Genomic DNA, 23,676 nt, shown 5'->3' with positions numbered 1-23,676 from the left:
CGATTAGAAAACTTCGCAGGTTTTGGCGAGACTTCGACCTACACATCGAAACGCGGGATCGAAGCGGACGGCGGGGGGTTGGAAGGGTCCCGCGCATCAGGCCGCGGGACCGGGAACGGCAGAGCGGATTACTGCGCGAGCTCGGCCAGGACGGCCGTGTACATCTCGAGGTTCAGCAGCAGTTGCTTGAGGGTGATGAACTCATGTTCCGAATGGCCGGTATAGACCGTGTGCGGCATCGCCGGGCCGAAGCTGACGGCATGCGGGAACAGGCGCGAATTGGTGCCGCCGCCGACCGCCACCGGCTTCGGATCCTTCACGCCGGTGAAGTAAGCGAACACCTTCATCAGCACCGGCAGCTGCGGCGCGTCCTGCTGGATCCACGGGTCGCTGAGCTCGACCTTGACGTCCGCCAGCTGCACGGCCTGGTGCGCGCCCTGCCATTGCGCCAGCGCGGCATTGATCTCGTTGCTCAGCTGCTGCGCGGTCTTGCCCTGCGGACGGCGGATGTTGATGGCCAGTTCGCCGCCCGTCTCTTTCTGGCGGATGACGGTGGGCGCGAAGGTCATCGGGCCCATGAAGTTGTCGCGGTAGGCGATGTTGCCGAACCTCTCGCCGAGGTAGCCGGTGCCGACCATCTCGTTGAGGAAGTTGACCATCGCGCCGGCCGAGGTGTCGGGCCAGGTGCGCACGGCCAGCGCATCGGCCAGCATGCTGATCGCGTTCAGGCCGTCTTCCGGCTTGGAGGAATGCGCGGACACGCCCTTGGCATTGACCATCAGGTCATTGCCCTTGCGCTCGAAGGTGTAGCGCATGCCGGTCTGCTTCGCAGCGCGCTGTTTGATCTGGGCTTCGAGGGCCGGGCTGGCATTCGCGACCAGGGCTTGCGCATCCTCGGGGATCTGGCTGCCGAAGAAACCGCCGCCGAACTGCGCGACGGCCGGCTCGCCCGCCGGCACATCGACGCCTGCCTTCGGGAAGCTGACGGCCACGGTGCCGTAGCCCTTCTCCGCCGTCACCGCCGGGTACTCGGCGTCGAGGGTGATGTTCACCTGCGGCAGCGGGTGCGTCTTGACGAAAGCGACCAGCGGCTCCCAGTCCGATTCCTCGGCCATGTAGACGTAGAGCTCGATGCGCTTCGACAGCGGCACCTGCACATCCTTCAGCGACTTCATCGCGTACAGGGCGGTGGCGATCGGTCCCTTGTCGTCCTCGGCGCCGCGCGCCAGCAGCTTGCCCGGCTCGCTCGACCGATCGAGTTCGAAGGGCGACTTCTTCCACTTGCCAGGGTCGACAGGCTGCACGTCGCCGTGTGCGATCATGCCGACCTTTTCCTGGGCCTCCTGGGGGCCCAGGCCGATCACGAGCACGTGGCCGTAGTCGGCGAAATCGAGGCCGAGGCGCGCGGCCTCGTCCTTCATGAATTTCTTGAAACCGAGGTGCTGGGGATTGCGCTCGAAGGGCACATCCTTGTCGGCCACCGTGTTGTAGCTGACCAGCTTGGCCAGGGTGTCGACCACGTCGTCGCGGTAAGCGGTGACGGCATGTTTGGCGGCCTTGACCGCGGCCTCGCCGGGCACGGCCGATGCGGCCGGGGCGGCGCTGGTGGCGCCGGCGATCAGCGCCAGCAGCAGGCCGGCAATGGTGATTCTTGTTTTCATGTGCAGCTTGTCTCCTTATTGCAAAAGCGCAAGGAGCATAGCACGGGGTCCCACCCGCCGCACGACGGCGCAATCGGGTATCGTGGAGGGCAAGCGAACAACACGAAAAAGGAAAGGCATGAGCTACAAGACCGTCCAGCGCCTGCATCCGGCCACGCGCGACGACATCGGCGACCTGATCACGCAGCGCCCGGTGCCGGGACCGCATATCGAGCAGGTGGATCCCTTCCTGTTCCTGAACCACCACGGGCCGCAGGTCTACCCGCCGCACAACCGCGGCCTGCCCTTCGGCCCGCATCCGCACCGCGGCTTCGAGACCGTCACCTTCATCCTCGACGGCCTGCTGGCCCACCGCGACAGCGCCGGCCACGAAAGCGTGATCGGGCCGGGCGGCGTGCAATGGATGACGGCGGGGCGCGGCATCGTGCACGCCGAGGTGTCGCCGCGCGAATTCATGCAGGCCGGCGGCCCGCTCGAAATCCTGCAGCTGTGGGTGAACCTGCCGCCCGCGCTGAAGATGACGGCGCCGCGCTACATCGGCCTGCAGCGCGACCAGATCCCGGTCATCGAATCCGCGGACGGCAAGGTGCGAATGCAGCTGGTGTCGGGCGAATACGGCGGCGTGACCGGCCCCATCGAATCGCTGACGGGCGTGTTCATGAGCACGGTGGAGATGAAGGCCGGCGGCCTGCTCTACCTCGACAAGCTGCTGGAGCGGAATGTGTTCCTGTACGTGGTGCGCGGCGTGATCAACATTGCGCCGGATACCATCAGCGCCTTCCACCTGGCCGAACTCGATACCGTTGCCGACGAGCTGGAGATCCGCGCCGAGCAGGATTGCGTGCTGCTGCTCGGACACGCCGAACCGATCCGCGAACCGGTGGTGTCGCACGGCCCCTTCGTCATGAACACGCGCCAGGAAATCAACCAGGCGATCCTGGACTACCAGACGGGACGCTTCGGCGCGCCCATCTGAGGGAATAATTCGCCGGCCCGGTCCCAGCGGCCAGGCCGGCCGTCGTTCTTTACTTTCTCGGGATCTCAGTCAGGGTCACTTTGCTGGCGAAGGCTTCTTCGTCGAGCTCGACCCGGGCGCCGGTCTTCGCGGCCACGAATTCGGTGGGCGACAGGGGAAGCAATTGTTCGCGCTTGCCGCTCATTTCCATGAAGACCTTGTTTTGGTGGTGGGTCAGCCTCAGCATGCGTCCATCGTCCAGCCTGAACGAGCCGCCGATGTCCTCGGCCTGGCCGGGAGACAGGCGGAATACCGGGCTGGGGTCGCCCTGCACGAACACGGTGTTGCCGTCGGCGCTGACGGAGACCGGCGCGGCGGGCTCCGCCAGGGCCAGGGTCGAGACGGCGGCGGCGCCGATGAAGGCCAGGACTTGTTTGATACGCATGATTGCTCCCATTCACTTTTCGATATAAATAACGGACCAGTTGCGCTTGAACAAAACAATCGTCTACTACGCTTGAGGCCCACCGTTTTTCATATCGCCGCATCCCAAAATGTGCGGCGAGTGATGCAAGTGTAGGCAGGCTTCCTGCAAGCGTCAGCGGGCATCCGCCGAAGCGTCGAAAACGCGGGATGAAACGTCGAAAAGGGGCGTCGGATTGCTGGCGATGCATACAAAAAAAGGCGTGCACCGCCGCCCGGCACGATCCGCTAGACTAGGCGGATGCACCCAGTCCCGCTCGTCGCCACCTCGCGTGGCTATCCCGATACCGGCTATCCGGTCGAGAACATCCACTTCGGTTCGATTGCCGTGGTCGAAGCCGCCGGCCGCCTGCTGTATTCGAGCGGCGACCCCGACGCGATGGTCTTCACGCGCTCGGCCCTGAAGCCCTTCCAGGCCCTGCCCTTCGTGCTGGCCGACGGCCCGGCACGCTATGGCCTCACGCTCGACGAACTGGCGCTGCTGTGCGCCAGCCACTCGGGCGAGGAAAAGCACCTGGCGGGCGTCGAATCCATCCTCGGCAAGATCGGCCTGGACGAGCACCAGCTCGAATGCGGCTGCGCGACCCCGCTGTACTACGACGCGGTCGGCCTGCCGCCGCCGGCCGGGCGGCGCTGGCGCACCGTGCACCACAACTGCTCGGGCAAGCACAGCGGCTTCCTGGCCTGGTGCCGCCTGCACGACGCGCCGATCCAGGGCTATGTCGACCCGCAGCACCCGCTGCAGCGGGCCATCCGCAGCACCCTGGCCGAGGCCGTGCAGATGGGCGAAGACCAGCTGCCGACCGGGATCGACGGCTGCTCGGCGCCCAACTACGCGATGCCGCTTGCGCGCCTGGCCCACTTGTATGCGCGGCTGGCGCAAGGCAGCCGCGACGCCCGCCTGGGCAGCGCGCTGGGCGACCTGTTCGATGCGATGACGAAGCGGCCCGACATGGTGTCCGGCGAAGCGCGCACCGACCTCGCCTGGATGACCGCCGGCCAGGGCGACTGGGTGGCAAAGATCGGCGCCGACGCGGTGCAGGCGATCGGCATCCGCTCGGCCGGCCTGGGGATAGCGATCAAGGTCGCCGACGGCGCCGTGCGCGCCCTGCATCCGGCCACCTTCAGCGTGCTCGAACAACTCGGCCTGCTGGACGCCCACCGCCGCGAACTCCTCGAACCCTGGCGCGCCCCCGCCATCCGCAACGCCCGCGGCAACGTCGCCGGCGAAGTGCGCGCCGTCTTCACGCTCAAGCCCGAACTGTCCCCGATTTAAGCAAACGCAAACCGGGGTCAGACTCCGTTTTTTGGAAATGTCCGCCAAATAAATTCGGGGTCAGAGCACTTTTTCTCTTTAATTCGGGGTCAGAGCACTTTTTTGAGAAATAGCTCAGGCGCATAAATTGACCGCTGCGCTTTGGCAGCGCTGTGGGCGCATGCAGCGGGAAGGCCTGCACTGGCAAGCATTGAAAGTGTTCTCAGAACATTGATACAAAAAGTGCTCTGACCCCGAATTTTCGGCAAAAAGTGCTCTGACCCCGAATTTATGGGTCAGGCCACCTCGAGCTTCAGGCGCTGGGCCAGCAGGTCCAGCACCTGGGCGTCGTCCCAGTAGGCCGAGTGCGACAGCGGGTTCCAGCTTTTCAGGATCCAGGTCACGGCGCCCTGCCCGGCGTTGATCGGGCGGTCGTCGACTAGCGCCGCGTAGCCCGGCGACAGCGGCTGCAGCGGCCAGCCCAGCGCGTCGTCCGGGTCGTACAGGTTAATCCACTCGAAGCGCGCGGTGGGCCGGGCGATCGGCTTGATGTCCATCTGCTTGTGCGCGGCGCAGAAGATCGGGATGTTGCAGCCGGTGGTGACGAAGGCCGCGCAGGTAGCGCCGGCCAGGAAGCGCTTCTCCGGCTCGGTCAGCCGCTCGCCCAGCGCGCGCAGGGCCCAGGCGTCGATGTCCTTCCAGATCCCGGCCCCGACATGGCCGCCGGACAGCGCCTTCTGCGCATCGTAGATATAGCTCGACAGCACCTGGCCGCCCAGCGACTGCGCCAGGAACACGATGCTGGTCGACGGGTCGTGCCGCGCCACGCCCAGCAGCTGGCGCGCGATCGCTTCCTGCGCCAGTTCATACACCGAGCCGTCGATCTCCTTGCGGTTCTCCAGCCCGGCGGCGTCGCCGAAGCCGAACAGCAGGAAGCGGCGCAGCTCGGCATAGCGCAGGTGGGTGGTCTCGCCCACCCTGGCCCACACCGTCTCCTGGTTGGGTTTCAGGATGTCCTGGTAATAGACCGAGCGGAAATCGACCTGCGCCGCCAGCGCACCCAGCCGTCCCGCCACCGCGTGGAACAGCTTCTCGGCGTACTCGCGCGGCGTTTCCCCCATCCCGTGGACAGTCAGCAGTGCGGTCTGTGACATGGCGGCCTCCTTTTCGGCGATCACGAGCCCATTGACTCGACGTTAAGACAATTCTGACACGACCGCATGCCAGGCCTCGCTCTTTACAACTCAAGTTGCATAACATAAAATCGATAGATTCCTATCGATTCGATGCCTAACGATGAGTGATCTACCTGAATCCCCGCTCGGCGAGCGCTTCTCCGCCGCCGTGCACAGCACCGCGCGCGGCTGGCGCCTCCTGATCGACAAGCAACTGAAGCACCTGGGTATCGGCCAGGCCGGCTGGATGACCATCGCCATGGTCGCCAAGTCGAACGAGCCGATGTCGCAGCGCGCCCTGGCCGACCTGGTCGGCGTCGAAGGCCCGTCGATGGTGTCGATGCTGGACCGCCTCGAACGCGAAGGCCTGGTCACACGCGCAGCCTCACCCACCGACCGCCGTGTCAAGCTGGTGCACCTGACCGAGGCCGGCACCACCCTCTACCAGCAGGTGCGCGAGCAGGCGCAAGCCGTGCGCACCGCCCTGCTCGGCGATATCGACCCGGCCCAGCTCAAAGCCGCCACCGAACTGCTGGAGCTGCTGCGCACCCGCATCGAGGAGCAGCTGTGAGCGCAGCCTCGGCAAATCCGCCGATCAACCGCACCATGATCACGGTGTCGATCATGCTGGCGACCATCATCCAGGCGCTGGACGGCACCATCGCCAACGTCGCCCTGCCGCACATGCAGGGCGCGCTGTCGGCCTCGCAGGACCAGATCACCTGGGTGCTGACTTCCTTCATCGTCGCCGCCGCCATCGCCACACCGCTGAACGGCTGGCTGGTCGACCGCTTCGGCCTGAAGAAGGTATTCCTGTTCTCGGTGGCCGGCTTCACCATCGCCTCGGCCTTGTGCGGACTCTCGATGAACCTGACCGAGATCGTCATCTCGCGCATGCTGCAGGGCGTGTTCGGCGCGGCCCTGGTGCCGCTGTCGCAGTCAGTCCTGCTCGACATCAATCCGAAAGAGAAGCACGGCTCGGCGATGGCGGTTTGGGGCATGGGCGTGATGATCGGCCCCATCCTCGGCCCCACGCTGGGCGGCTGGCTGACCGACAGCTACAGCTGGCGCTGGGTCTTCTTCATCAACCTGCCGATCGGCGCGGTGGCCTTCTACGGCATCTGGCGCTACATCCACCCGACCGCCGCCGCGCGCCGCGTGCGCTTCGACATGTTCGGCTTCCTCACGCTGTCGATCGCCATCGGCGCGCTGCAGATGCTGCTCGACCGCGGCGAACAGAACGACTGGTTCGCGTCGATGGAGACCTGGATCGAGCTGGTGCTGATGCTGCTGTCCGCCTCCTACTTCATCGGCCACACATTGACGCGCCCTGCCGGCCAGTCCTTCGTCGACTTCCGCCTGCTCAAGAACAGCAACTACGTCACCGGCCTGCTGCTGATCTTCATCGTCGGCATGGTGCTGTTCGCGACCCGCGCGCTGATGCCGACCATGCTGCAGGGCCTGATGGGCTATCCGGCGGCGCTGGCCGGCCTGGTGACGGCGCCTTCCGGCCTGGGCACGATGGCGGCGATGCTGGTTGTCGGCAAGCTGACCGGCAAGGTCGACTTCCGCCTGCTGCTGGGCGCCGGCTTTGCCATCACCGCTTTCTCGCTGTGGCAGATGACCCAGTACACGCTGGTGCTGTCGACCGGCGACATCGTGTGGCCCGGCGTGATCCAGGGCGTGGGCCTGGGCCTGGTGTTCGTGCCGCTGTCGGCCGCCACCTTTGCGACCCTGTCGCCGCAGATGCGGGCGGAAGGTACGGCCTTGTACAGCCTGGTCCGCAACATCGGCTCCTCGATCGGCATCGCGATGGTGCAGGCCCTGCTGGTCCGCAACACGCAGATCGCGCACGCTTCGCTGACGACCCAGATCACCAGCGCCAACCCGGCCCTGAACGATCCGTCCAGCGTCTACAACATGGGCAGCCAGCTGGGCGCGGCGATGATCAACAACGAAGTCACGCGCCAGGCCTCGATGATCGCCTACGTCGACGACTACTGGCTGATGATGCTGCTCACCGCGGCCGTGATTCCGCTGCTGATCCTGATCCGCCCGCCGAAAGCATCGTCCGGCCCGGCGCCGGTCGAAGCGGCGCACCTCGATTAATTTGGAAAGCCAGAACAAGTGCGACACTCATCCATCTATAAAAACGCAGCGATCGCCAGCGCCGTGCTGGCGCTGCTGGCCGGCTGCATCAGCGTGCCGGCCGATACCGCGAAGCCGGCAAACATCGACCTGGCCGCGCGCGCCCAGCACGCACCGGGCATCGTCCTGCCCGCCGATGCCTGGCCGGCCGAACAATGGTGGCAGACCTACGGCGACCCGCAGCTGAACGCCCTGGTGGCGCGCGCCCTCAAGGACAACCCAAGTTTGGCCGTGGTGCAGGCCCGCGTGGCCGGCGCCCAGGCCATCGTGAGCGCCGAACGCGCCGACGAAGGCGCCAGGGTGGGCCTGGCCACCGGCCTGAATCGCCAGCGCTATTCCTCGAACGGCTTCTTCCCGCCCCCGATCGGCGGCGCCTGGTTCAACGACGCCAACGTGCAGCTGCGCGCGTCCTATGACGTCGACTGGTGGGGCAAGCACCGCTCGCTGGTCGCCGCAGCGCTGGGCGAAGAGAATGCACGCAAGGCCGAAGCCGCGCAGGCCGCCCAGGCGATCGCCGCCAGCGTCGCCCAGAGCTACTTCCGCCTGCAGATGATGTGGGCGCGCCAGGACAACGTGCAGGCGATCGCCGCCGTGCAGCGCGAGATCCTGGCCGGCCGCAAGTCCCGCATCGCCCACGGCCTTGCCACCGACGAGCAGCTGCGCAGCGCGGAGCTGGACCTCGGCGTGCTGGAAGAACAGTCGGCGCGCCTGAGCACCCAGGCGCTGCGCGAACGCGAAGCGCTGCGCGCCCTGATCGGCGGCGATGCGCAGGCCTTGACCGACCTCGCCCGCTTCAAGCCGGCGCCCGCCGCGAACGCGCTGCCGCGCGAACTCGGCATGGAATTGCTGGCGCGCCGTCCGGACCTGCAGGCCGCGCGCTGGCGCGTCGAGGCCCAGCTCGGCCGCGTGGCCGCCAGCGAAGCCGCCTTCCGTCCCGACATCAACCTGGTCGGCGCGCTTGGCCTGGACGCAGTCTCGCTCGGCAAGCTGCTGCGCTGGCCCAGCCGCACGCCGCTGCTCGGCGCCACCCTCGACCTGCCGCTGTTCGACAGCGGCCGCCTGAAAGCCTCGCTGGGCGTGGCCCGCAGCAATCGCGACGAGCTGGTGGCCGAGTACAACGACGCCGTGCTGGCCGCCGTGCGCGACGTGGCCCAGGAAGGCGCGACCCTGCAGGGCCTCGAACAGGAAGCGCAGACGCACCAGGCGGCGCTCGACGCCAGCCGCAAGCTGGTCGCCAGCGCCGAGGCGCGCATGAAGCGCGGCCTGCTGGAACGCGCCGGCGTGCTGCAGGCGAAGATGACTTTATTGCGCCAGCAGGACACCGACCTGCAGCTGACGGATGCGCGCCTGCAGACCCAGGCGGCGCTGGCGAAGGCGCTCGGCGGCGGCTATCGCGCTAATTAATTAATAATCCAGAACCCAAGACCATGAGCACCGATACCAATCAAGTCCCGAACAAAGGCAAGCGCCGCGTCGTCCTGGCCGGCATCACCGTCGCCTTCCTCGCCGCCGGCGCGGCCTATGCCGCCTACTACATGCTGGTCGCCTCCAAGCGCGTCGAAACCGACAACGCCTACGTGGGCGGCAACCTCGTCAACGTGTCCTCGCAGGTGACCGGCAGCGTGGTCGAGATCCGCGCCGACGAGACCCAGCTGGTGCAAGCCGGCGCCGAGATCGTCCGCCTCGACCCGTCAGACGCCGAGGTGGCGCTGGCCCAGGCCGAAGCCCGCCTGGGCACGGCCGTGCGCCAGCAGCGCGAGCGCTATTCCAACGTCGAGCAGCTGAACGCCGTGGTCGACCAGCGCCGCGTGGCCCTGAAATCGGCCCAGGAAGACCTGGCGCGCCGCGCGCCGCTGGCGGCCGACAACGTCGTCTCCGGCGAAGACGTGGCGCACGCGCGCCGCGCCGTCGACGATGCGAAAGCCGCGCTGGACGTGGCGCTGAAGCAGGCGGCGGCGGCCCGCGTGGCGGTGGCCGGCGTGGCGCCGGCCCAGCACCCGAACGTGCTGGCGGCGAAAGCGGATTATTTGTCGGCCTGGCTGGCGGCGCGCCGCAACGCCATCGTGGCGCCGGTGAGCGGTTATGTGGCCAAGCGCAGCGTGCAGGTGGGCAGCCGCATCGCGCCGGGCGCGCCGCTGCTGTCGATCGTGCCGCTGGACCAGCTGTGGATCGACGCCAATTTCAAGGAATCGGAACTGCGCGACATCCGCGTCGGCCAGCCGGCCACGATCGAGGCCGACATCTACGGCAGCAAGGTGGTCTATCACGGCAAGGTGGTCGGCTTAGCGGCCGGCACCGGCAGCGCCTTCTCGCTGCTGCCGGCGCAGAACGCGAGCGGCAACTGGATCAAGGTGGTGCAGCGCGTGCCGGTGCGGATCTCGCTCGATCCGAAGGAACTGGCCCAGCATCCGCTGCGCGTGGGCCTCTCGGCCACGGTCGACATCGACATCGCCAACCAGGGCGGCGGCGCACTGGGCGCCGTGGCGACGCCGGCGCCGACCTATGCGACCAATGTGCTGAGCCAGCCGCTGCAGCAGGCGCAGTCGGCGACGGATGCGATCGTGGCAAAAAATATGGCCAACTAAAAACCGTCATTCCCGCGAAAGCGGGAATCCATAATGAGCATCGGAACTCGGAAAACACGCTTGAACGCCGGTGCCACCAGCTTCGGTAGCTCAGCATGGGTTCCCGCCTGCGCGGGAACGACGTGCAAGCGCTAACGACTACGGCAGCGGCACCGGCGTCAGCACCCGCCCACTCCTGAAGTAACTCCGCAAGTTATCCAGCATCAGCTGCGCCATCGCCGCCCGTGTCTCCTGGGTGGCGCTGGCGATGTGCGGCGTCAAGAGCACGTTCTCCAGCCCGAAAAAGCGCGCATCGATGTCCGGCTCCCTGTCGAAGACGTCGAGCGCCGCGCCGGCGATGCGGCCGTCCGCCAGCGCAGCCAGCAGCGCCTCCTCGTCGACCAGCGAGCCGCGCGCCACATTCACGAGAATACCCCGCGGCCCGAGCGCCGCCAGCACCCGCGCATCGATCATGCGCGCGGTCTCGCGGCCGCCCGGCGCCGCCACGATCAGGATGTCGACGCCGCGCGCCAGCGCCAGAAGGTCGGGCTCGAAGCGCCAGGCGAGCTGCTGGTCGCTGCGGCCGTGGTAGGCCAGCGCCACGCCGAAGGGCTCCAGGCGGCGCGCGATGTCCTTGCCGATGCGGCCCAGGCCGACGATGCCGACCTGCTTGCCGGCCAGGCTGGCGGTCAAAGGAAAGCTGGCGCCGGGCCAGCGCCCTTCGCGCACGTAGCGGTCGGCCTGCGGCAGCTTGCGCAGCAGGGACAGCAATGAACCGATGCACAGCTCGGCCACCGCGGCGTTCAGCACGTCCGGCGTGTTCGACACCGCGATGCCGCGCCGCGCCGCCAGTGCCAGCGGAATCAGGTCGTAGCCGACGCCATTGGTGGCGATGATCTCCAGCTTCGGCAATCGCTCGACCAGCGCGGCCGGCACTTCCAGGTTGCTGCGCGTGACGATGGCGCGGATGTCCCCGGCGCGAGAAGGATCGCGCTCGAAGTCCTGGACATCGATGCGTTCGAACTCGGCATCGATCTGCGACTGCACCTCGGGCGGGAAGCTGCCGATCTGCAGCAACCCGGGCCGCAAGCCCGTCATTGGCCGCCGACGGTCAGTTCGAAGGTGGTGACGCCATCGACGCCGCCGCGCACATGGTCGCCCGGATTCAGGGCGTCGACGCCGGCCGGCGTGCCGGTGAAGATCAGGTCCCCCGGCGCCAGGGTCACGAAGCGCGACAGGTAGGCGATCACGTCGGGCACAGGCCAGATCATCTCGTTCAGGTTGCCCTCCTGCTTCAGCTGGCCGTTCACCTCGAGCCAGATGCGCGCTTCTTTCGGATGGTCGGTGCAGGACACCGGCTGCAGCGGGCTGCAGGGCGCCGAGGCGTCGAAGCCCTTGGCCATGTCCCACGGCCGGCCATCTTTCTTGGCGACGGCCTGCAGGTCGCGCCGCGTCAGGTCCAGGCCGACCGCATAGCCCCACACCAGGTCCAGCGCCTGTTCGGGCGCAATGTTGGCGCCGCCGCCTTTCAGGGCCACCACCAGCTCGACCTCATGGTGCAGGTCCTTGGTGGCTGGCGGATAAGGCAGCGTGCCGCTGGCCGGCACCACCGCGTCGGCGGGCTTGGAGAAGAAGAACGGCGGTTCGCGGTCGGGGTCCGCGCCCATTTCGCGCGCGTGCGCCGCGTAGTTGCGGCCGACGCAGTAGACGCGGCGCAGCGGGAAGGTCTGGTCGGAGCCTGCGATGGCAAGCGCGGGGGTGTCGGGCGGGGTGATGACGAAGCCAGTCATGCTGATCCTTGTAAAGACAATGTCCGGACGCGCCTGCGGGAGGCGCGTCGGACAGCCTAACATAATCGGCGCCGGCGGGTTGGCAGCTTAGAACTCTTCCCAATCGCTTTCGACCGCCGCAGCTTTGGCCGGACGCCCGGCCGCCGCAGGCTTGACGGGAGCCGCACGCCTCACTGGCGCCGGACGTGCCGGCGGCAGTGCCACGCGGGCCGCCGCCGGGGTCGCAGGAGCAGCCGGCACATGGGCCGATCCCTGCTCCAGCTTGAACACTGCCACCGCCGCCGACAGACGCGCGGCCTGGTCCTGCATCGATTGCGAGGCCGCTGCGGCCTGCTCCACCAGCGCCGCATTCTGCTGGGTCACAGTGTCCATCTGGGTAATGGCTTCGTTGATCTGCTCGATGCCGGCGCTCTGCTCCTGGCTGGCCGAGGAGATCTCGTTGAGGATGTCGGTCACGCGGCGCACACTGTCGACGATCTCGCCCATGGTGCTGCCGGCTTCCCGCACCAGGCGGCTGCCGGTGCCGACCTTTTCGCTGGAGTCGTCGATGAGAAGCTTGATCTCCTTGGCGGCGGCTGCCGAACGCTGCGCCAGGTTGCGCACCTCGCCCGCCACCACCGCGAAGCCGCGGCCCTGCTCGCCGGCGCGCGCCGCTTCCACGGCCGCGTTCAGCGCCAGGATATTCGTCTGGAAAGCGATGCCGTCGATGACCGAGATGATGTCCGTGATCTTGCCGGAGGCTTCGTGGATCTGTTCCATGGTGGCGACCACCTCGTGGATCACCTGGCCGCCGCGGGCGGCGACGCCGGATGCCGCCGCGGCCATGGTGTTGGCCTGGCGCGCATTGTCGGCATTCTGCTTGACGGTGGAGGTCAGCTCTTCCATCGAGGACGCCGTCTCTTCCAGCGAGCCGGCCTGCTGCTCGGTGCGGCTCGACAGGTCCTGGTTGCCGGCCGCGACTTCGCTGGACGCGGTGCCGATCGCCTCGGTGCCGCTGCGCACGGTGGTCACCGTCTTCACCAGGTTGTCGTTCATGGTCTTGAGGGCTTGCAGCAGCTGGCCCATCTCGTCGCGGCTATCGACCTCTACGCGGGTGCTCAGGTCGCCGGCGGCGACGGCGTTCGCGACGTCCAGCGCACGGCGCACCGGACGCGTGATCGAGGCTGTGATCCACCAGGCCAGGACGCCGGCGACGGCCAGCGCCAGCGCGCCCAAGCCCAGCATCAGGTTGCGGGCGAAGAGATACGTGTCGGTAGCCTGGTCCGAATCCTCGGACGCCATCGCCTTCTGCATCTCGATCTGGTCGGCGATCGCCTTCTTGTACTCCATGAGCACGGGACGCATGCTCTTCAGCTGCGCTACGGCGCCTTCATGGTCGTTGGCATTGATCAAGCGGATGAGTTCGTCCTGCGCCTTCGTGTACTTGCCGTTCAGCTCCTGCTTCTGACGCAGCAGTGCGCGTCCCTTCTCGCTTTCGAGCGACTTGTCCAGCCCGGCAAGGATGGTCTCGACTTGCTTGCGCGACGACATGACTTCGTCCATCTGCTTGGCCCGGTCTGCGGGATCGTCGAACAGCATTGCGTTACGCAGCGCGATAGCGATGTCGTTGACTTCTGCCAGCAAACGGCTTGTCATGTCGATGCGCGGCATGCGCTTCAGGACGATGGTGTCGCTGGCGTCGTTGACCCGGCTCAGGTTGGCTACGCCCTGTCCCACCGTGCACACCAACGCCAGGCAGATCGCGCCAAAGCCGATGCCCAGGCGCGTCCCGATCTTCAAGTCCGTGATTTTCATTCTTTTCTCCGAAATCCGTATCAAGCGGGCGAACGGTCCAAATCGCCCAGAGCAATACAGGTTACGTCCCAAATTGGTGCAGAGTCGATGGAGAAAAGTTAATTGAGGGCAATTTTTCTTTGTGATGAGTAGTTACAACAACACTCATCTATACGAGATTGTTCACTTGTCTATTGAAAACCTGAAGCGCGACTCGGTCGCATAGGTCTCGCCGGGCCGCAGGATGGTCCCCGGAAAATCCGGCCGATTCGGCGAATCCGGGAAATGCTCGGGCTCGATGCAGAAGCCGCCGCGGAAGGGATAGGCGCAGCCCTTGCCGGCCAGGGTCCCGTCGAGGAAGTTCCCGCTGTAGAACTGCACACCCGGCTCCTGGGTGAACAGCTCCAGCACCCGGCCCGTGCCCGGATCGCGCACGCGCACCGCACGCGCGAGTTCGCGGCTGCCGGCCGGGCGGTCGAGCACGAAGCAGTGGTCGTAGCCCTGGCCGTTGGCGAGCTGCTCGTCCTGCCGGCCGATCTGGCTGCCGATCGTGCGCGGCTGGCGGAAGTCGAAGGCGGTGCCGTCCACCGCGCGCACGCCGCCCAGCGGAATCGATTCGGCGTCGATCGGCACGAAGCCGGCGGCGTCGATGAAGAGCTCGTGGCCGAGGATGTCGCCGCAGCCTTCGATGCCGGCCAGGTTGAAGTAGCTGTGCTGGGTCAGGTTCACCGGGGTCGGCTGGTCCGTGGTGGCCGAAAAGCGCACCACGAGCTCGTTGTCGTCCGTGAGGCTGTAGACGACCTGGGCGTCCAGGTTGCCCGGATAGCCTTCCTCGCCGTCCCGGCTCAGGTAGCGTAGCTGCAGTTCGTTTCCCGCCACGCTGGCCTGCCACAGCACCTTGTCGAAGCCGCGATTGCCGCCGTGCAGGTGGTTGTTGCCGTTGTTCGTCGCCAGTTCGTATTTGTGACCGTCAAGCACAAATCGGCCTTTGGCGATGCGGTTACCGTAGCGGCCGATCAGGGCGCCGAAGTAGGGGCTGTCCTCGAGATAGGGTTGCAGTTCGTCGAAGCCGAGGGCGACGTCGGCGAAGCGGCCGTCGCGGTCGGGCACGTGGATGCGCCTGACGATGCCGCCGAAATCGAGGATCGCCACCTTCATGCCGTGGCGGTTGACGAGCGTGTATTCGCTTACCGGCGCGCCGTCGGGCAGCTTGCCGAACGGCGCCTTGGTGATGCCTGGGGTGGAGTCGGTTTTCATGATGGCCCCGATCCTAGCACGAGGCCCGGAAACGCGGGCGCGCCATGGCACAATGGGGCATGCCTGCCCAGTTTGCCCAATTTGCCGACCTCATCGCCGCCACCGACCTCGAGCTCGTGACCAGCGCCGCCCGCATCCCGGATGCCTTCCTGCTCGCCCGCGCCGGCCGCGTCGAGGCCCGCTACATCCCCTTCGACTACGTGAATCCCGGCGCGCGCGTGGTGCTGGTCGGGATCTCGCCCGGTTTCGTGCAGTGGAAGAATGCGATGCGCGCCGCGCAGCAGGGCTTGCGCGACGGCCTGCCCCTGCCCGAGCTGCTGCGCGCGGCCAAGTACACGGGCGCCTTCAGCGGCGCGATCCGGCCCAACCTGGTGGCCCTGCTCGACCACGTCGGCCTGCAGCACTGGCTCGGCATCGCCAGCTGCGCAAGCCTGTTCGGCCAGCACGCCCACCTGATGCACGTGACGGGGGCGCTGCGCCAGGCGGTCTTCGTCGACGGCCCGGACGAGACCAGGCTTAACTACAATGGCGCGAATCCCAACATGCTGACCACGCCGCTGCTGCAGGAGCAGCTGCTCGACTATTTCAGCCAGGAAGCGGGCCTGATGCGGGACGCCGTGTTCGTGCCGCTCGGCCCCAAAGTCAGCCTGGCCCTGAGCTGGCTGGCGCGACGCGGTATGCTCGACGAAGGCCGTATCCTGCATGGACTGCCCCACCCTTCCGGGGCGAACGCGGAACGCATCGCCTACTTCCTCGGCCGCAAGGAGAAAAACGCCTTGTCGAGCCGTACGAACGGCGCCCAGATCGACGCCGACCGCCTGGCCCTGCGCGCGAAAATGGCGGCCCTGGGGATGTCGGCCCTGGCCTAAGGCCGGGCTCGCTTGCGTGCTACGCAGTTTAACTGCCGCGATTACACTGGGACTGTCCAGCGTCCAGTCCAAAGGCAGGGAACATGTCGACTTTTTCGTGGGAATACAACCAGCTTCCCTCCGTCAACCTCGAGGACAAGCCCGCAGCCTTCTTCAAGGGCTTGATCCGCGCCAGCAGCACGGCCATCATCATCACCGACGCGCTGCGGGACGATAACCCGATCGCCTGGGTGAATCCGGCCTTCGAGGCAGTGTCCGGGTACACGCCGGCGGAGGCGATAGGCCGCAATCCCCGGTTCCTGCAGAACGGCGACCGCAACCAGCCCGAAATCGCCATGCTGCACGCGGCCGTCGCCGCCGGCCGCAGCCACATCTGCACGCTGCGCAACTATCGCAAGGACGGCAGCCTGTTCTGGAGCCGCATGCACGTGTTCCCGATGCGGGACGACGGCGGCCATGTCGTGAATTTCGCCGCCTTCCTGGAAGATGTCGGCGCAGCGGTCCGCGCCCAGGCCCAGGTGACGAGTGCGCGCGAACATATCAGCACCGTGCTGGAAAGCATATCGGACGGCTTCTTCTCGCTCGACCATGAATGGCGCATCACCTACGTGAACAGCAAAGGCGCGCATTGGCTTGGGCGCTCGGTGGGCCAGTTGCTGGGCAAGGTGATCTGGGACGAGTTTCCGGAAGCGGTAGGCGGCCCTTTCTACGAAACCTATCATCGCGCTATCGATTGCCAGGAATACGCCAGCTGCGAAACCTATTACGAACCGCTGAAAATGTGGCTCGAAGCGCGCGCCTATCCGTCCAGGGAGGGGCTGACGGTGTTCTTCGCCGACATCACCGCGCGCAAGGAAGCGGAGAAGCGCCTGGTCCACATGGCGACCCACGACAGCATGACCGGCCTGCACAACCGCTTCAGCTGCCTGCGCGCGCTCGACCAGTGCCTGGCCGCGGACAGCATGGTCGGCGTGCTGTTCATCGACCTCGACCACTTCAAGGAGGTCAACGACGCCCACGGCCACCGCGCGGGCGACATGGCGCTGCAGGAGATCGGGCGCCGCCTTGGCGCCTTTGCGAATGGCGAGACCACCGTGTCGCGCATCAGCGGCGACGAATTCGTGATCGTGCTGGCCAACGCGAGTGTCGAACGGGCCACGGCGCTGGCGGCCACCGTGCTGCAGCGCATGGCCGAGCCGATCGCACTCGACCACCTGAAGGTCGCGGTCGGCGCCAGCATCGGCATCGCGCTCGGCGCGGCGCGCCAGCACACAGCCGACGAACTGCTCAACAATGCGGATGCCGCCATGTATGTGGCCAAGGCCAACGGCCGCCACACCTTCAGCGTGTTCTCGCCGCAGTCCGCGCAGATGATCAAGGAGCGCCTGCAGCTGCGCCAGGAAGTCTTTTCCGCGCTCGAGCGGCGCCAGTTCGTGCTGTTCTACCAGCCGCAGATCAGCGCCGCCAACGGCGCCGTGGTCGGCGCCGAGGCCCTGCTGCGCTGGGAGCATCCACGCCTGGGCGTGATCGCGCCCGGCGCCTTCCTGTCCATGCTCGAGGATTCGCCGGCGATGACGGCGGTCGGGGCCTGGGTCTGCGAGGAAGCCTGCCGCCAGGCGCGCGAATGGGAACTGCTCGGCTACCGGCTACAGATGGCGATGAACGTCTCGCCGCGCCAGCTCACCGACGAGAACCTGCCGCTGCTGCTGAAGAACCTGGCGGCGCATTACGGGCTGGACACCGGCTGCATCAAGCTGGAAGTCACGGAAAGCATGCTGACCCAGGACATCGACAAGGCCGCCGCCGTGCTGCGCTCGCTGCAGGCGGAAGGCTTCCGCATCGCCCTCGACGATTTCGGCACCGGCTACTCGAACCTGTCCTACCTGCGCCAGTTCCCGATCACGGCGATCAAGATCGACCGCTCCTTCGTCCAGGAGATCGAGCAGGACCGCCGCTGCCTGGACATCGTCAACGGCGTGATCGCCTTCGCCAAGTCGCTCAAGCTGTCGGTGATCTGCGAAGGGATCGAGACCGAGGCCCAGGCCTGCGCGATCCGTTCCACCGAATGCGACGTACTGCAGGGCTACCTGATCGGCAAGCCGATGCGCGCCGCCGAATTCCAGGCCCTGCTGCTGGCCCAGAGCGCCACGCCGCAGCAGGCGGATCCGGGCTGCGAGCAGGCCGGGCCGGCCAGCTAGGTGCCGTCGTCGGCGCCCGCGGCCAGCTTCCCGCGCAACATCTCGAGCTGGGCCTTGAGGGCAATGAGGTCGGCCGGCGCGCAGGCGGCTGCGCACATCACCCCTTCCTGCACCGCGGCGGCATCCTGGCGCATTGCGCGGCCGGCCTCGGTCAGGCCGATCACCACCTGGCGCTCGTCCTGCGCGGAACGGGCCCGCGTCACCAGGCCGGCGCTTTCGAGACGCTTGAGCAGCGGCGTCAGGGTCGCGGAATCGAGGAAGAGGCGCGCGCCGATGCTCGATACCGTGACGCCGTCGCGCTCCCACAGCACCAGCATCACCAGGTATTGCGGATAGGTGAGGTCGAGCTTGCGCAGCAGCTTGCGGTACAGCTTGTTCATCGCCAGCCCGGTGGAGTACAGCGCAAAGCACACCTGGTTATCCAGCAAGGGGGTCGTGTTCGATTCGTTCGATTCCATGCACAGATGGTAGATCGCGCGCTATCCAATTGCAAGCGATGCCGAACAGGCGACCACGCGGTTGCGGCCGCCGGCCTTGGCGTCGTACAACAGGCTGTCGGCGGCTTCGACCCAGGCACTGTCCGCCTCGGCGCCGACTTTGCCGGCCACCACACCCAGGCTCAAGCTCACTGTTCCTGCAGGGTTATCGGCATGTTCGATGTCCAGCGCGGCGACCCAGGCGCGAATGGCGTCGGCCACCGTCATCGCGCCTTCCAGGCCGGTGTCCGGCAGGATCACGGCAAATTCCTCACCGCCGTAGCGCGCCGCCAGGTCGCCCGGCCGGCGCGCGCCGCCCGCGATCGCCGCAGCCACATGGCGCAGGCAATCGTCGCCGGCCACGTGGCCGTAGCGGTCGTTGTACTTCTTGAAAAAATCGACGTCGCACAGGATCAGGCCGAATTCGCTGCCGCTGCGGCGCGCCCGCGCCAGTTCGCCGGCCAGGGCGTCCTCGAACAGGCGGCGGTTGGCCAGCCCGGTCAGGCCGTCGCTTTCGGCCAGGGTCTTGAGCGCCTGGTTGTGCTGTTCGAGCGCAGCGCCGGCGCGGCGCAGCTCATCCTCGAGCTGTTCGCGGATGCGGATCTGGCGGATCATGCGCGCGCTGCCCCATGCCATCAGGGCGAGAGCGAGGGCCATCACGCCACTCGTCTTGATCACCGTTCCCCACCAGTCGCCGAGGATCTCTTCCTTCGACTGTGCGCTGGCCACCACCAGCGGGTAGCCCTCGAGGTGGCGGTAGCTGTACAGGCGCTCGATGCCGTCAATGTACGACCTCAGCATGGCGGTGCCGACCGGCCCCACGGTCCGCAGCATTTCGAACACCGGCCCCTTGCTGATATCACGGCCGACCACGCTCTCGTTGAACGGACGCCGGTACATCAGGGTCCCGTCGTCCAGGGCCAGCACGATCGTGCCCTCGCGTCCGACGTCGAAGCGGTCGTAGAAGCGGCCGAAGTAGCCCAGGTCCAGGGTCACCAGCGCGACCCCGCCGAAGCTGCCGTCGGGGCGATCGATCCTGCGCGATACCGGAATCACCAGCACGCCGCTCGAACGGCTGCGCACCGGCCGGCCGACGTGGGTGCGGCGGTCGGGATGGCTCTGGTGATAGCGGAAGTAGTCGCGGTCGGCATTGTTCGCGTTGACCGCGTTGGCCAGCGCGGTCACGCGCCAGCTGCCGTCGGCGCCGTACACGAACAGGCCATGCACTTCCGCCGTGTAGGCCGCGATGTGCAGGAAACGCTCGTGCAGACGGTCGCCGGCCGCGCCCTCGATGCCGTCATGCTCGACCCGTTCCACGGTTTCGGCGAGGATCGCGTCGGCGATCTTGAAGGAGGTCTCGGCCTGGGCCGCCAGCGCACGCGCCATGTTCGAGGTGCTGGCCGCGGTCTGGGCCAGATCGCCCTGGCGCGCCGTCCACAGGCTCCAGCCGTAGACGCCGGCCAGCAGCACGCAGAACGCCACCAGCAGGGCGATCGAGCGGCCCACCATCGGACGGCGTATCTGGTTCAGGTGATTGAGGCGGGGCGCGGAACTCGGCGGCATCGGCAGCAGAAAAGAATTGACTGTCCGGCAGGATAGACCGAGTCCCCGAAGAAGTCCAACGCGTCACGCCTGAAGAGCGATCTCAGGGCAGCTGGAAACGGTAGCCGACGCCGGTTTCCGTCATCATGTAGCGCGGCTGCGCCGGGTTGTCTTCCAGTTTATGCCGCAAATGGCCCATGTAGACACGCAGGTAATGCGCATTTTCCCCTTGGTGCGGCCCCCATACCGCCCGCAACAGCTGCGGCGTCGTCATCACCTTCCCGGGGTTGGCGAGCAATACCGCCAGCAGGCGGTGCTCGGTCGGCGTCAGGCGAACCGCCTTGCCCGCCTTGACGACACTGCGGTTCTGCACATCCACTTCGACGTCGCCGAAGCGCACCTTGCCGTCTCCACCTGTTGCCGGGCCGCGCTGGCGCCTGCGCGAGGCGCGCACCCGCGCCAACAGTTCGCCGACGCCGAAGGGCTTGGTCAGGTAGTCGTCGGCCCCCTGATCGAGCGCGCGGATCTTTTCGTCCTCGTTGACCCGCGCCGACAGCACGATGACGGGTACCGCGGACCACTTGCGCAGATCGGCGATGAAATCGACGCCGTCGCCGTCCGGCAGGCCGAGGTCGAGGATGACGACATCCGGCTTGCGGGTGCCCGCTTCGACCAGTCCACGCTGCAGGTTCGCGGCTTCGTGTACCTGCCACCCCTCCTGCTCGAGCGCGCCGCGGACGAAGCGGCGGATGTGGGGCTCGTCCTCCACGAGCAGGGCAATACCGACAAATTCACTCATCCTTATCCTCGATTTCCAGTTCGTCGTCCAGCAGCGGCATCTCGGGCGGCGTACCCAGGGGCAGCGTGAAGACGAAGGCCGCGCCGCCGCCCGCCGGCCTGGCGGCATGGATCGTGCCGCCGTGTGCGCCGACGATCGCGCGGCAGATCGCCAGCCCCAGGCCGACGCCGGGCTTGGCCGACTCGCGCTCGCCGCGCATGAATTTTTCGAATACCGCCTCGTCCTGGCCGGGCGCCAGGCCAGGCCCATTGTCCCTTACGGCGACTTCCAGCCAGCTGCCGCGCGGCGCCGCCGAGACCGTGATCGTGGCGTCCGGCGGCGTGTACTTGCCGGCATTCTCCAGCAGGTTGCACAGCACCCGTTCGATCAGCACGGCGTCGTACTGCACCAGCGGCAGGTCGGCGGGCACCTCCGTGCGCACGCTGCGGCCGGCAAGCGCGGCGCGGCTGGCCCGCAATGCGCTGCCGATGACCTCCTCGGCCGGCTGCCACTGCAGCTTGAGCTTGACCTCGCCGCTCTCGATGCGCGCCATGTCGAGCAGGTTCGTCACCAGCATGCTCATACGGACCATTTCCTCGCGCAGCGCATCGGCCATCGCCTCCTGCGACGGCGCCAGCCGCGGCGAAGAACGCGCCAGCGATTCGGTTTGCGCCATCAGGGAGGTCAGCGGCGTGCGCAGGTCGTGCGACAGCGCCGCCAGCAGCGAATTGCGCAAGCGCTCGGATTCGATCTTCACCAGCGCCTCCTGGGCCACCTCGATGTAATGCACACGCTCCAGTGCGATGGCGGCCAGCGCGGCAAAGGTGTCGAGCTGCTGGCGCTGCTCCGGCGTCAGCAGCCAGCGCGGCGCTTCGGGTGCAATCGCCAGCACGCCTCTGGTGCGCATCGGCGCCACCAGCGGCATATAGAAGACCGGGCTGCCGGGCAAGGTATCCGTGCCCAGGCCGGCGCCCGCCCCCCGGTCGAAGGCCCATTGGGCGATGCCGGCGTCGAGGGCGGCGATGGCGGTGACGTCCTCCCCTTCGGCGGGCCGCAGGCGTCCTTCGGCATCCGGCAGCAACAGTACCGTGCGCACGCCGAAGCTACGGCCAACGGCGTCCCGGGTGGCCTCCTGAATCTGCTCCGTCTGCAGCACGCCGGACAAGGCACGCGCAAACTCGTACAGCGCGCGTGTCCGGCTCTCGCGCCGGGCGGCGACCCGCGCCTGGAAGCGTAGTCCGGCCGTCAGTTGTCCCGTGATCAAGCCGACCGCCAGCATCACGCCGAAGGTCACCAGGTACTGGAAATCCGAGATCGCCAGCGTGAAGCGGGGCGGCACGAAGAAAAAGTCGAAGCAGGCCACGCCGACGCAGGTCGCGGTCACCGATGCGCCGCGGCCGAGCGTCACCGCGACCAGCAGCACGACCAGCAGGAACAGCATGACGATATTGGCCAGATCCAGGTAGCCGATGGCCGGGGTGGCGGCCAGCGCCATCGCGATGCTGGCCGCGGCCGCCAGGCCGTGCGTCAGCAGCAGGGAGCGGCCGCGGCCGCCGGCCCCGCTCTCCGCTGCCGGCGGCCGCGCCAAGGCGCCCGCCATGTACGGCGGCGCTGCGACCTCGACCAGTTCGATGTCGGGCGCCAGGCGCGCGATGCGCCGGCTTCCCGGCGCCTGCCAGGTCCAGCGCCCCCGGCCGCGGCCGAGTACGATCCGCGACAGGTTATGGCTGCGCGCATAGTCGACCACTGCCTGCTCCATGCGGTCGCCCGACAGGACGGCGGTGGTGGCGCCGAGATCGCGCGCCAGCTCGAGCGCGTCGATGATGCCGCCGCGCCGGCCGCCGTCCAGGCGCTGCAGCGCCGGCGTTTCGACATACACTGCGTGCCAGTCGGCGCCCAGCTGGGCCGCCAGGCGTGCGGCGCCGCGCACCACGGCTTCCGCGCCGGCGCCGGGACCGACGCAGGCCAGCAGGGCGGCGCCGGTCCGCCATACCGTATCGATCGACTTCTCGACGCGATAGGCGCGGACGTCGTCGCCGATGCGTTCGGCGGTGCGGCGCAGCGCCAGTTCGCGCAGGGCGATCAGATTCCCCTTTCGAAAGAAGTTCTGGCCTGCCCTTTCTGCCTGCGTGCCCTGGTACACCTTGCCGAGCTTGAGGCGCGCCAGCAGCTCGTCCGCCGGCAGGTCCACCAGAACCACCTCCCCGGCCTGGTCGAACACGGTGTCCGGCACGGTCTCGCCGACCCGGACGCCGGTGATGCCGCCGACCACGTCGTTCAGGCTCTCCAGGTGCTGCACATTCACCGTGGTGAAGACGTCGATGCCGGCAGCCAGCAGCTCCTCGATATCCTGCCAGCGCTTCGGGTGGCGCGACCCGGCGACGTTCGAGTGCGCCAGTTCGTCGACCAGGACCAGGGCCGGCCGCCGCGCCAGGGCGGCGTCGATATCGAACTCGCTCAGGATCTTGCCGCGGTAGTCGATGCGCTTGCGCGGCAGGACGTCCAGCCCTTCCAGCAAAGCCTCGGTCTCGGCTCGCCCATGCGTCTCGACCACCCCGACCAGCAGCTCGCGCGACGCGGCGAGCTGGCGCGCCGCGGACAGCATCGCATAGGTCTTGCCGACGCCGGCCGATGCGCCGAAATAGATGCGCAGGCGGCCGCGCGCCGCCCTGCGCTCCTGCTCCTGCACCTGGGCCAGCAGCACGTCCGGGTCGCGCCGCGCTTCTTCGCCGGGAAAACTCATGCGGCCGGC

General features: G+C 67.4%; 19 protein-coding genes. 8 read left to right on the top strand and 11 right to left on the bottom strand.

The features are described from left to right. Window positions 1-128 precede the first annotated feature (128 nt). The gene (locus AC07PE_RS15380; protein WP_498765887.1) at window positions 129-1,661 is read right to left on the bottom strand and encodes a dipeptidase; all 1,533 of its coding nucleotides are present in this window, start codon (window positions 1,659-1,661) and stop codon (window positions 129-131) included. Window positions 1,662-1,779: 118 nt separating this feature from the next. Between AC07PE_RS15380 and AC07PE_RS15375 the strand changes: the two genes are divergently transcribed. After that, a complete protein-coding gene (locus tag AC07PE_RS15375; RefSeq protein WP_498765885.1) occupies window positions 1,780-2,637 on the top strand; it encodes a pirin family protein in 858 nt (285 codons plus the stop codon). Between the two features lie 49 nt (window positions 2,638-2,686). On the opposite strand, the gene AC07PE_RS15370 is transcribed toward AC07PE_RS15375, so the two are convergent. Then, window positions 2,687-3,061, bottom strand: coding sequence for a hypothetical protein (locus tag AC07PE_RS15370; protein ID WP_498765883.1), 375 nt, complete (start codon window positions 3,059-3,061; stop codon window positions 2,687-2,689). Between the two features lie 279 nt (window positions 3,062-3,340). On the opposite strand from AC07PE_RS15370, the gene AC07PE_RS15365 reads away from it, so the two are divergent. Beyond that, window positions 3,341-4,375: an asparaginase gene (locus tag AC07PE_RS15365; RefSeq protein ID WP_498765881.1), complete on the top strand. Its 1,035-nt coding sequence runs from the start codon at window positions 3,341-3,343 to the stop codon at window positions 4,373-4,375. 275 nt (window positions 4,376-4,650) lie between these two features. Here the strand turns inward: AC07PE_RS15365 and AC07PE_RS15360 are convergent, their stop codons facing one another. After that, entirely contained in the window at window positions 4,651-5,508 is an 858-nt protein-coding gene (locus tag AC07PE_RS15360; protein ID WP_498765879.1) for a hypothetical protein, read from the bottom strand. Window positions 5,509-5,650: 142 nt separating this feature from the next. On the opposite strand from AC07PE_RS15360, the gene AC07PE_RS15355 reads away from it, so the two are divergent. The 4 genes from AC07PE_RS15355 to AC07PE_RS15340 are packed head-to-tail and all read left to right on the top strand — an operon-like array spanning window position 5,651 to window position 10,262. Beyond that, window positions 5,651-6,100, top strand: a complete 450-nt coding sequence (locus AC07PE_RS15355; RefSeq protein ID WP_498765877.1) for a MarR family winged helix-turn-helix transcriptional regulator — start codon at window positions 5,651-5,653, stop codon at window positions 6,098-6,100. Between the two features lie 35 nt (window positions 6,101-6,135). Continuing rightward, window positions 6,136-7,638, top strand: coding sequence for an MDR family MFS transporter (locus tag AC07PE_RS15350; RefSeq protein WP_498766076.1), 1,503 nt, complete (start codon window positions 6,136-6,138; stop codon window positions 7,636-7,638). Between the two features lie 18 nt (window positions 7,639-7,656). Next, a complete protein-coding gene (locus tag AC07PE_RS15345; protein WP_498765875.1) occupies window positions 7,657-9,081 on the top strand; it encodes an efflux transporter outer membrane subunit in 1,425 nt (474 codons plus the stop codon). A gap of 23 nt (window positions 9,082-9,104) precedes the next feature. Continuing rightward, complete coding sequence (locus AC07PE_RS15340) at window positions 9,105-10,262, top strand: HlyD family secretion protein (RefSeq protein ID WP_498765873.1); 1,158 nt, start codon at window positions 9,105-9,107, stop codon at window positions 10,260-10,262. 138 nt (window positions 10,263-10,400) lie between these two features. Here the strand turns inward: AC07PE_RS15340 and AC07PE_RS15335 are convergent, their stop codons facing one another. The 4 genes from AC07PE_RS15335 to AC07PE_RS15320 all read right to left on the bottom strand — a co-directional run bounded on the left by AC07PE_RS15335 (window position 10,401) and on the right by AC07PE_RS15320 (window position 15,061). Then, entirely contained in the window at window positions 10,401-11,339 is a 939-nt protein-coding gene (locus AC07PE_RS15335) for a 2-hydroxyacid dehydrogenase (RefSeq protein ID WP_498765871.1), read from the bottom strand. Then, window positions 11,336-12,031 (bottom strand): fumarylacetoacetate hydrolase family protein, encoded by a 696-nt coding sequence (locus tag AC07PE_RS15330; protein ID WP_498765869.1) that lies wholly within the window; start codon window positions 12,029-12,031, stop codon window positions 11,336-11,338. The genes AC07PE_RS15335 and AC07PE_RS15330 overlap by 4 nt, the downstream gene beginning before the upstream one ends. Before the next feature lie 87 nt (window positions 12,032-12,118). Continuing rightward, window positions 12,119-13,825: a methyl-accepting chemotaxis protein gene (locus AC07PE_RS15325; protein WP_498765867.1), complete on the bottom strand. Its 1,707-nt coding sequence runs from the start codon at window positions 13,823-13,825 to the stop codon at window positions 12,119-12,121. 162 nt (window positions 13,826-13,987) lie between these two features. Next, window positions 13,988-15,061, bottom strand: a complete 1,074-nt coding sequence (locus tag AC07PE_RS15320) for an aldose epimerase family protein (protein ID WP_498765865.1) — start codon at window positions 15,059-15,061, stop codon at window positions 13,988-13,990. A 59-nt stretch (window positions 15,062-15,120) separates the two neighbouring features. On the opposite strand from AC07PE_RS15320, the gene AC07PE_RS15315 reads away from it, so the two are divergent. Then, on the top strand, window positions 15,121-15,930 hold the full coding sequence (locus AC07PE_RS15315; protein ID WP_498765863.1) for a hypothetical protein: 810 nt from the start codon (window positions 15,121-15,123) through the stop codon (window positions 15,928-15,930). 83 nt (window positions 15,931-16,013) lie between these two features. Next, the gene (locus AC07PE_RS15310; RefSeq protein ID WP_498765861.1) at window positions 16,014-18,128 is read left to right on the top strand and encodes a putative bifunctional diguanylate cyclase/phosphodiesterase; all 2,115 of its coding nucleotides are present in this window, start codon (window positions 16,014-16,016) and stop codon (window positions 18,126-18,128) included. On the opposite strand, the gene AC07PE_RS15305 is transcribed toward AC07PE_RS15310, so the two are convergent. The 4 genes from AC07PE_RS15305 to kdpD all read right to left on the bottom strand — a co-directional run bounded on the left by AC07PE_RS15305 (window position 18,125) and on the right by kdpD (window position 23,667). Beyond that, window positions 18,125-18,586: a MarR family winged helix-turn-helix transcriptional regulator gene (locus AC07PE_RS15305; RefSeq protein ID WP_498765859.1), complete on the bottom strand. Its 462-nt coding sequence runs from the start codon at window positions 18,584-18,586 to the stop codon at window positions 18,125-18,127. The genes AC07PE_RS15310 and AC07PE_RS15305 overlap by 4 nt on opposite strands. A gap of 21 nt (window positions 18,587-18,607) precedes the next feature. After that, on the bottom strand, window positions 18,608-20,167 hold the full coding sequence (locus AC07PE_RS15300) for a sensor domain-containing diguanylate cyclase (protein ID WP_498765857.1): 1,560 nt from the start codon (window positions 20,165-20,167) through the stop codon (window positions 18,608-18,610). A gap of 82 nt (window positions 20,168-20,249) precedes the next feature. Then, complete coding sequence (gene kdpE / locus AC07PE_RS15295) at window positions 20,250-20,945, bottom strand: two-component system response regulator KdpE (protein ID WP_498765855.1); 696 nt, start codon at window positions 20,943-20,945, stop codon at window positions 20,250-20,252. Then, a complete protein-coding gene (gene kdpD / locus AC07PE_RS15290; protein ID WP_498765853.1) occupies window positions 20,938-23,667 on the bottom strand; it encodes a two-component system sensor histidine kinase KdpD in 2,730 nt (909 codons plus the stop codon). The genes kdpE and kdpD overlap by 8 nt, the downstream gene beginning before the upstream one ends. Between the last annotated feature and the right edge of the window lie 9 nt (window positions 23,668-23,676).

The sequence above is a fragment of the Telluria sp. GW821-FHT07G12 genome, assembly GCF_059418525.1.
The sequence above is the reverse complement of the archived record's forward strand: the minus strand, read 5'-3'. Positions and strand labels throughout refer to the sequence as shown.

Coding starts and splice junctions, on each gene's coding strand:
- AC07PE_RS15380 (WP_498765887.1), bottom strand. CDS start 1,661: ATGAAAACAAGAATCACCATTGCCGGCCTGCTGCTGGCGCTGATCGCC.
- AC07PE_RS15300 (WP_498765857.1), bottom strand. CDS start 20,167: ATGCCGCCGAGTTCCGCGCCCCGCCTCAATCACCTGAACCAGATACGC.
- AC07PE_RS15335 (WP_498765871.1), bottom strand. CDS start 11,339: ATGACGGGCTTGCGGCCCGGGTTGCTGCAGATCGGCAGCTTCCCGCCC.
- AC07PE_RS15370 (WP_498765883.1), bottom strand. CDS start 3,061: ATGCGTATCAAACAAGTCCTGGCCTTCATCGGCGCCGCCGCCGTCTCG.
- AC07PE_RS15360 (WP_498765879.1), bottom strand. CDS start 5,508: ATGTCACAGACCGCACTGCTGACTGTCCACGGGATGGGGGAAACGCCG.
- AC07PE_RS15330 (WP_498765869.1), bottom strand. CDS start 12,031: ATGACTGGCTTCGTCATCACCCCGCCCGACACCCCCGCGCTTGCCATC.
- AC07PE_RS15315 (WP_498765863.1), top strand. CDS start 15,121: ATGCCTGCCCAGTTTGCCCAATTTGCCGACCTCATCGCCGCCACCGAC.
- AC07PE_RS15310 (WP_498765861.1), top strand. CDS start 16,014: ATGTCGACTTTTTCGTGGGAATACAACCAGCTTCCCTCCGTCAACCTC.
- kdpD (WP_498765853.1), bottom strand. CDS start 23,667: ATGAGTTTTCCCGGCGAAGAAGCGCGGCGCGACCCGGACGTGCTGCTG.
- AC07PE_RS15320 (WP_498765865.1), bottom strand. CDS start 15,061: ATGAAAACCGACTCCACCCCAGGCATCACCAAGGCGCCGTTCGGCAAG.
- AC07PE_RS15375 (WP_498765885.1), top strand. CDS start 1,780: ATGAGCTACAAGACCGTCCAGCGCCTGCATCCGGCCACGCGCGACGAC.
- AC07PE_RS15365 (WP_498765881.1), top strand. CDS start 3,341: ATGCACCCAGTCCCGCTCGTCGCCACCTCGCGTGGCTATCCCGATACC.
- AC07PE_RS15305 (WP_498765859.1), bottom strand. CDS start 18,586: ATGGAATCGAACGAATCGAACACGACCCCCTTGCTGGATAACCAGGTG.
- AC07PE_RS15350 (WP_498766076.1), top strand. CDS start 6,136: ATGATCACGGTGTCGATCATGCTGGCGACCATCATCCAGGCGCTGGAC.
- AC07PE_RS15340 (WP_498765873.1), top strand. CDS start 9,105: ATGAGCACCGATACCAATCAAGTCCCGAACAAAGGCAAGCGCCGCGTC.
- AC07PE_RS15325 (WP_498765867.1), bottom strand. CDS start 13,825: ATGAAAATCACGGACTTGAAGATCGGGACGCGCCTGGGCATCGGCTTT.
- kdpE (WP_498765855.1), bottom strand. CDS start 20,945: ATGAGTGAATTTGTCGGTATTGCCCTGCTCGTGGAGGACGAGCCCCAC.
- AC07PE_RS15355 (WP_498765877.1), top strand. CDS start 5,651: ATGAGTGATCTACCTGAATCCCCGCTCGGCGAGCGCTTCTCCGCCGCC.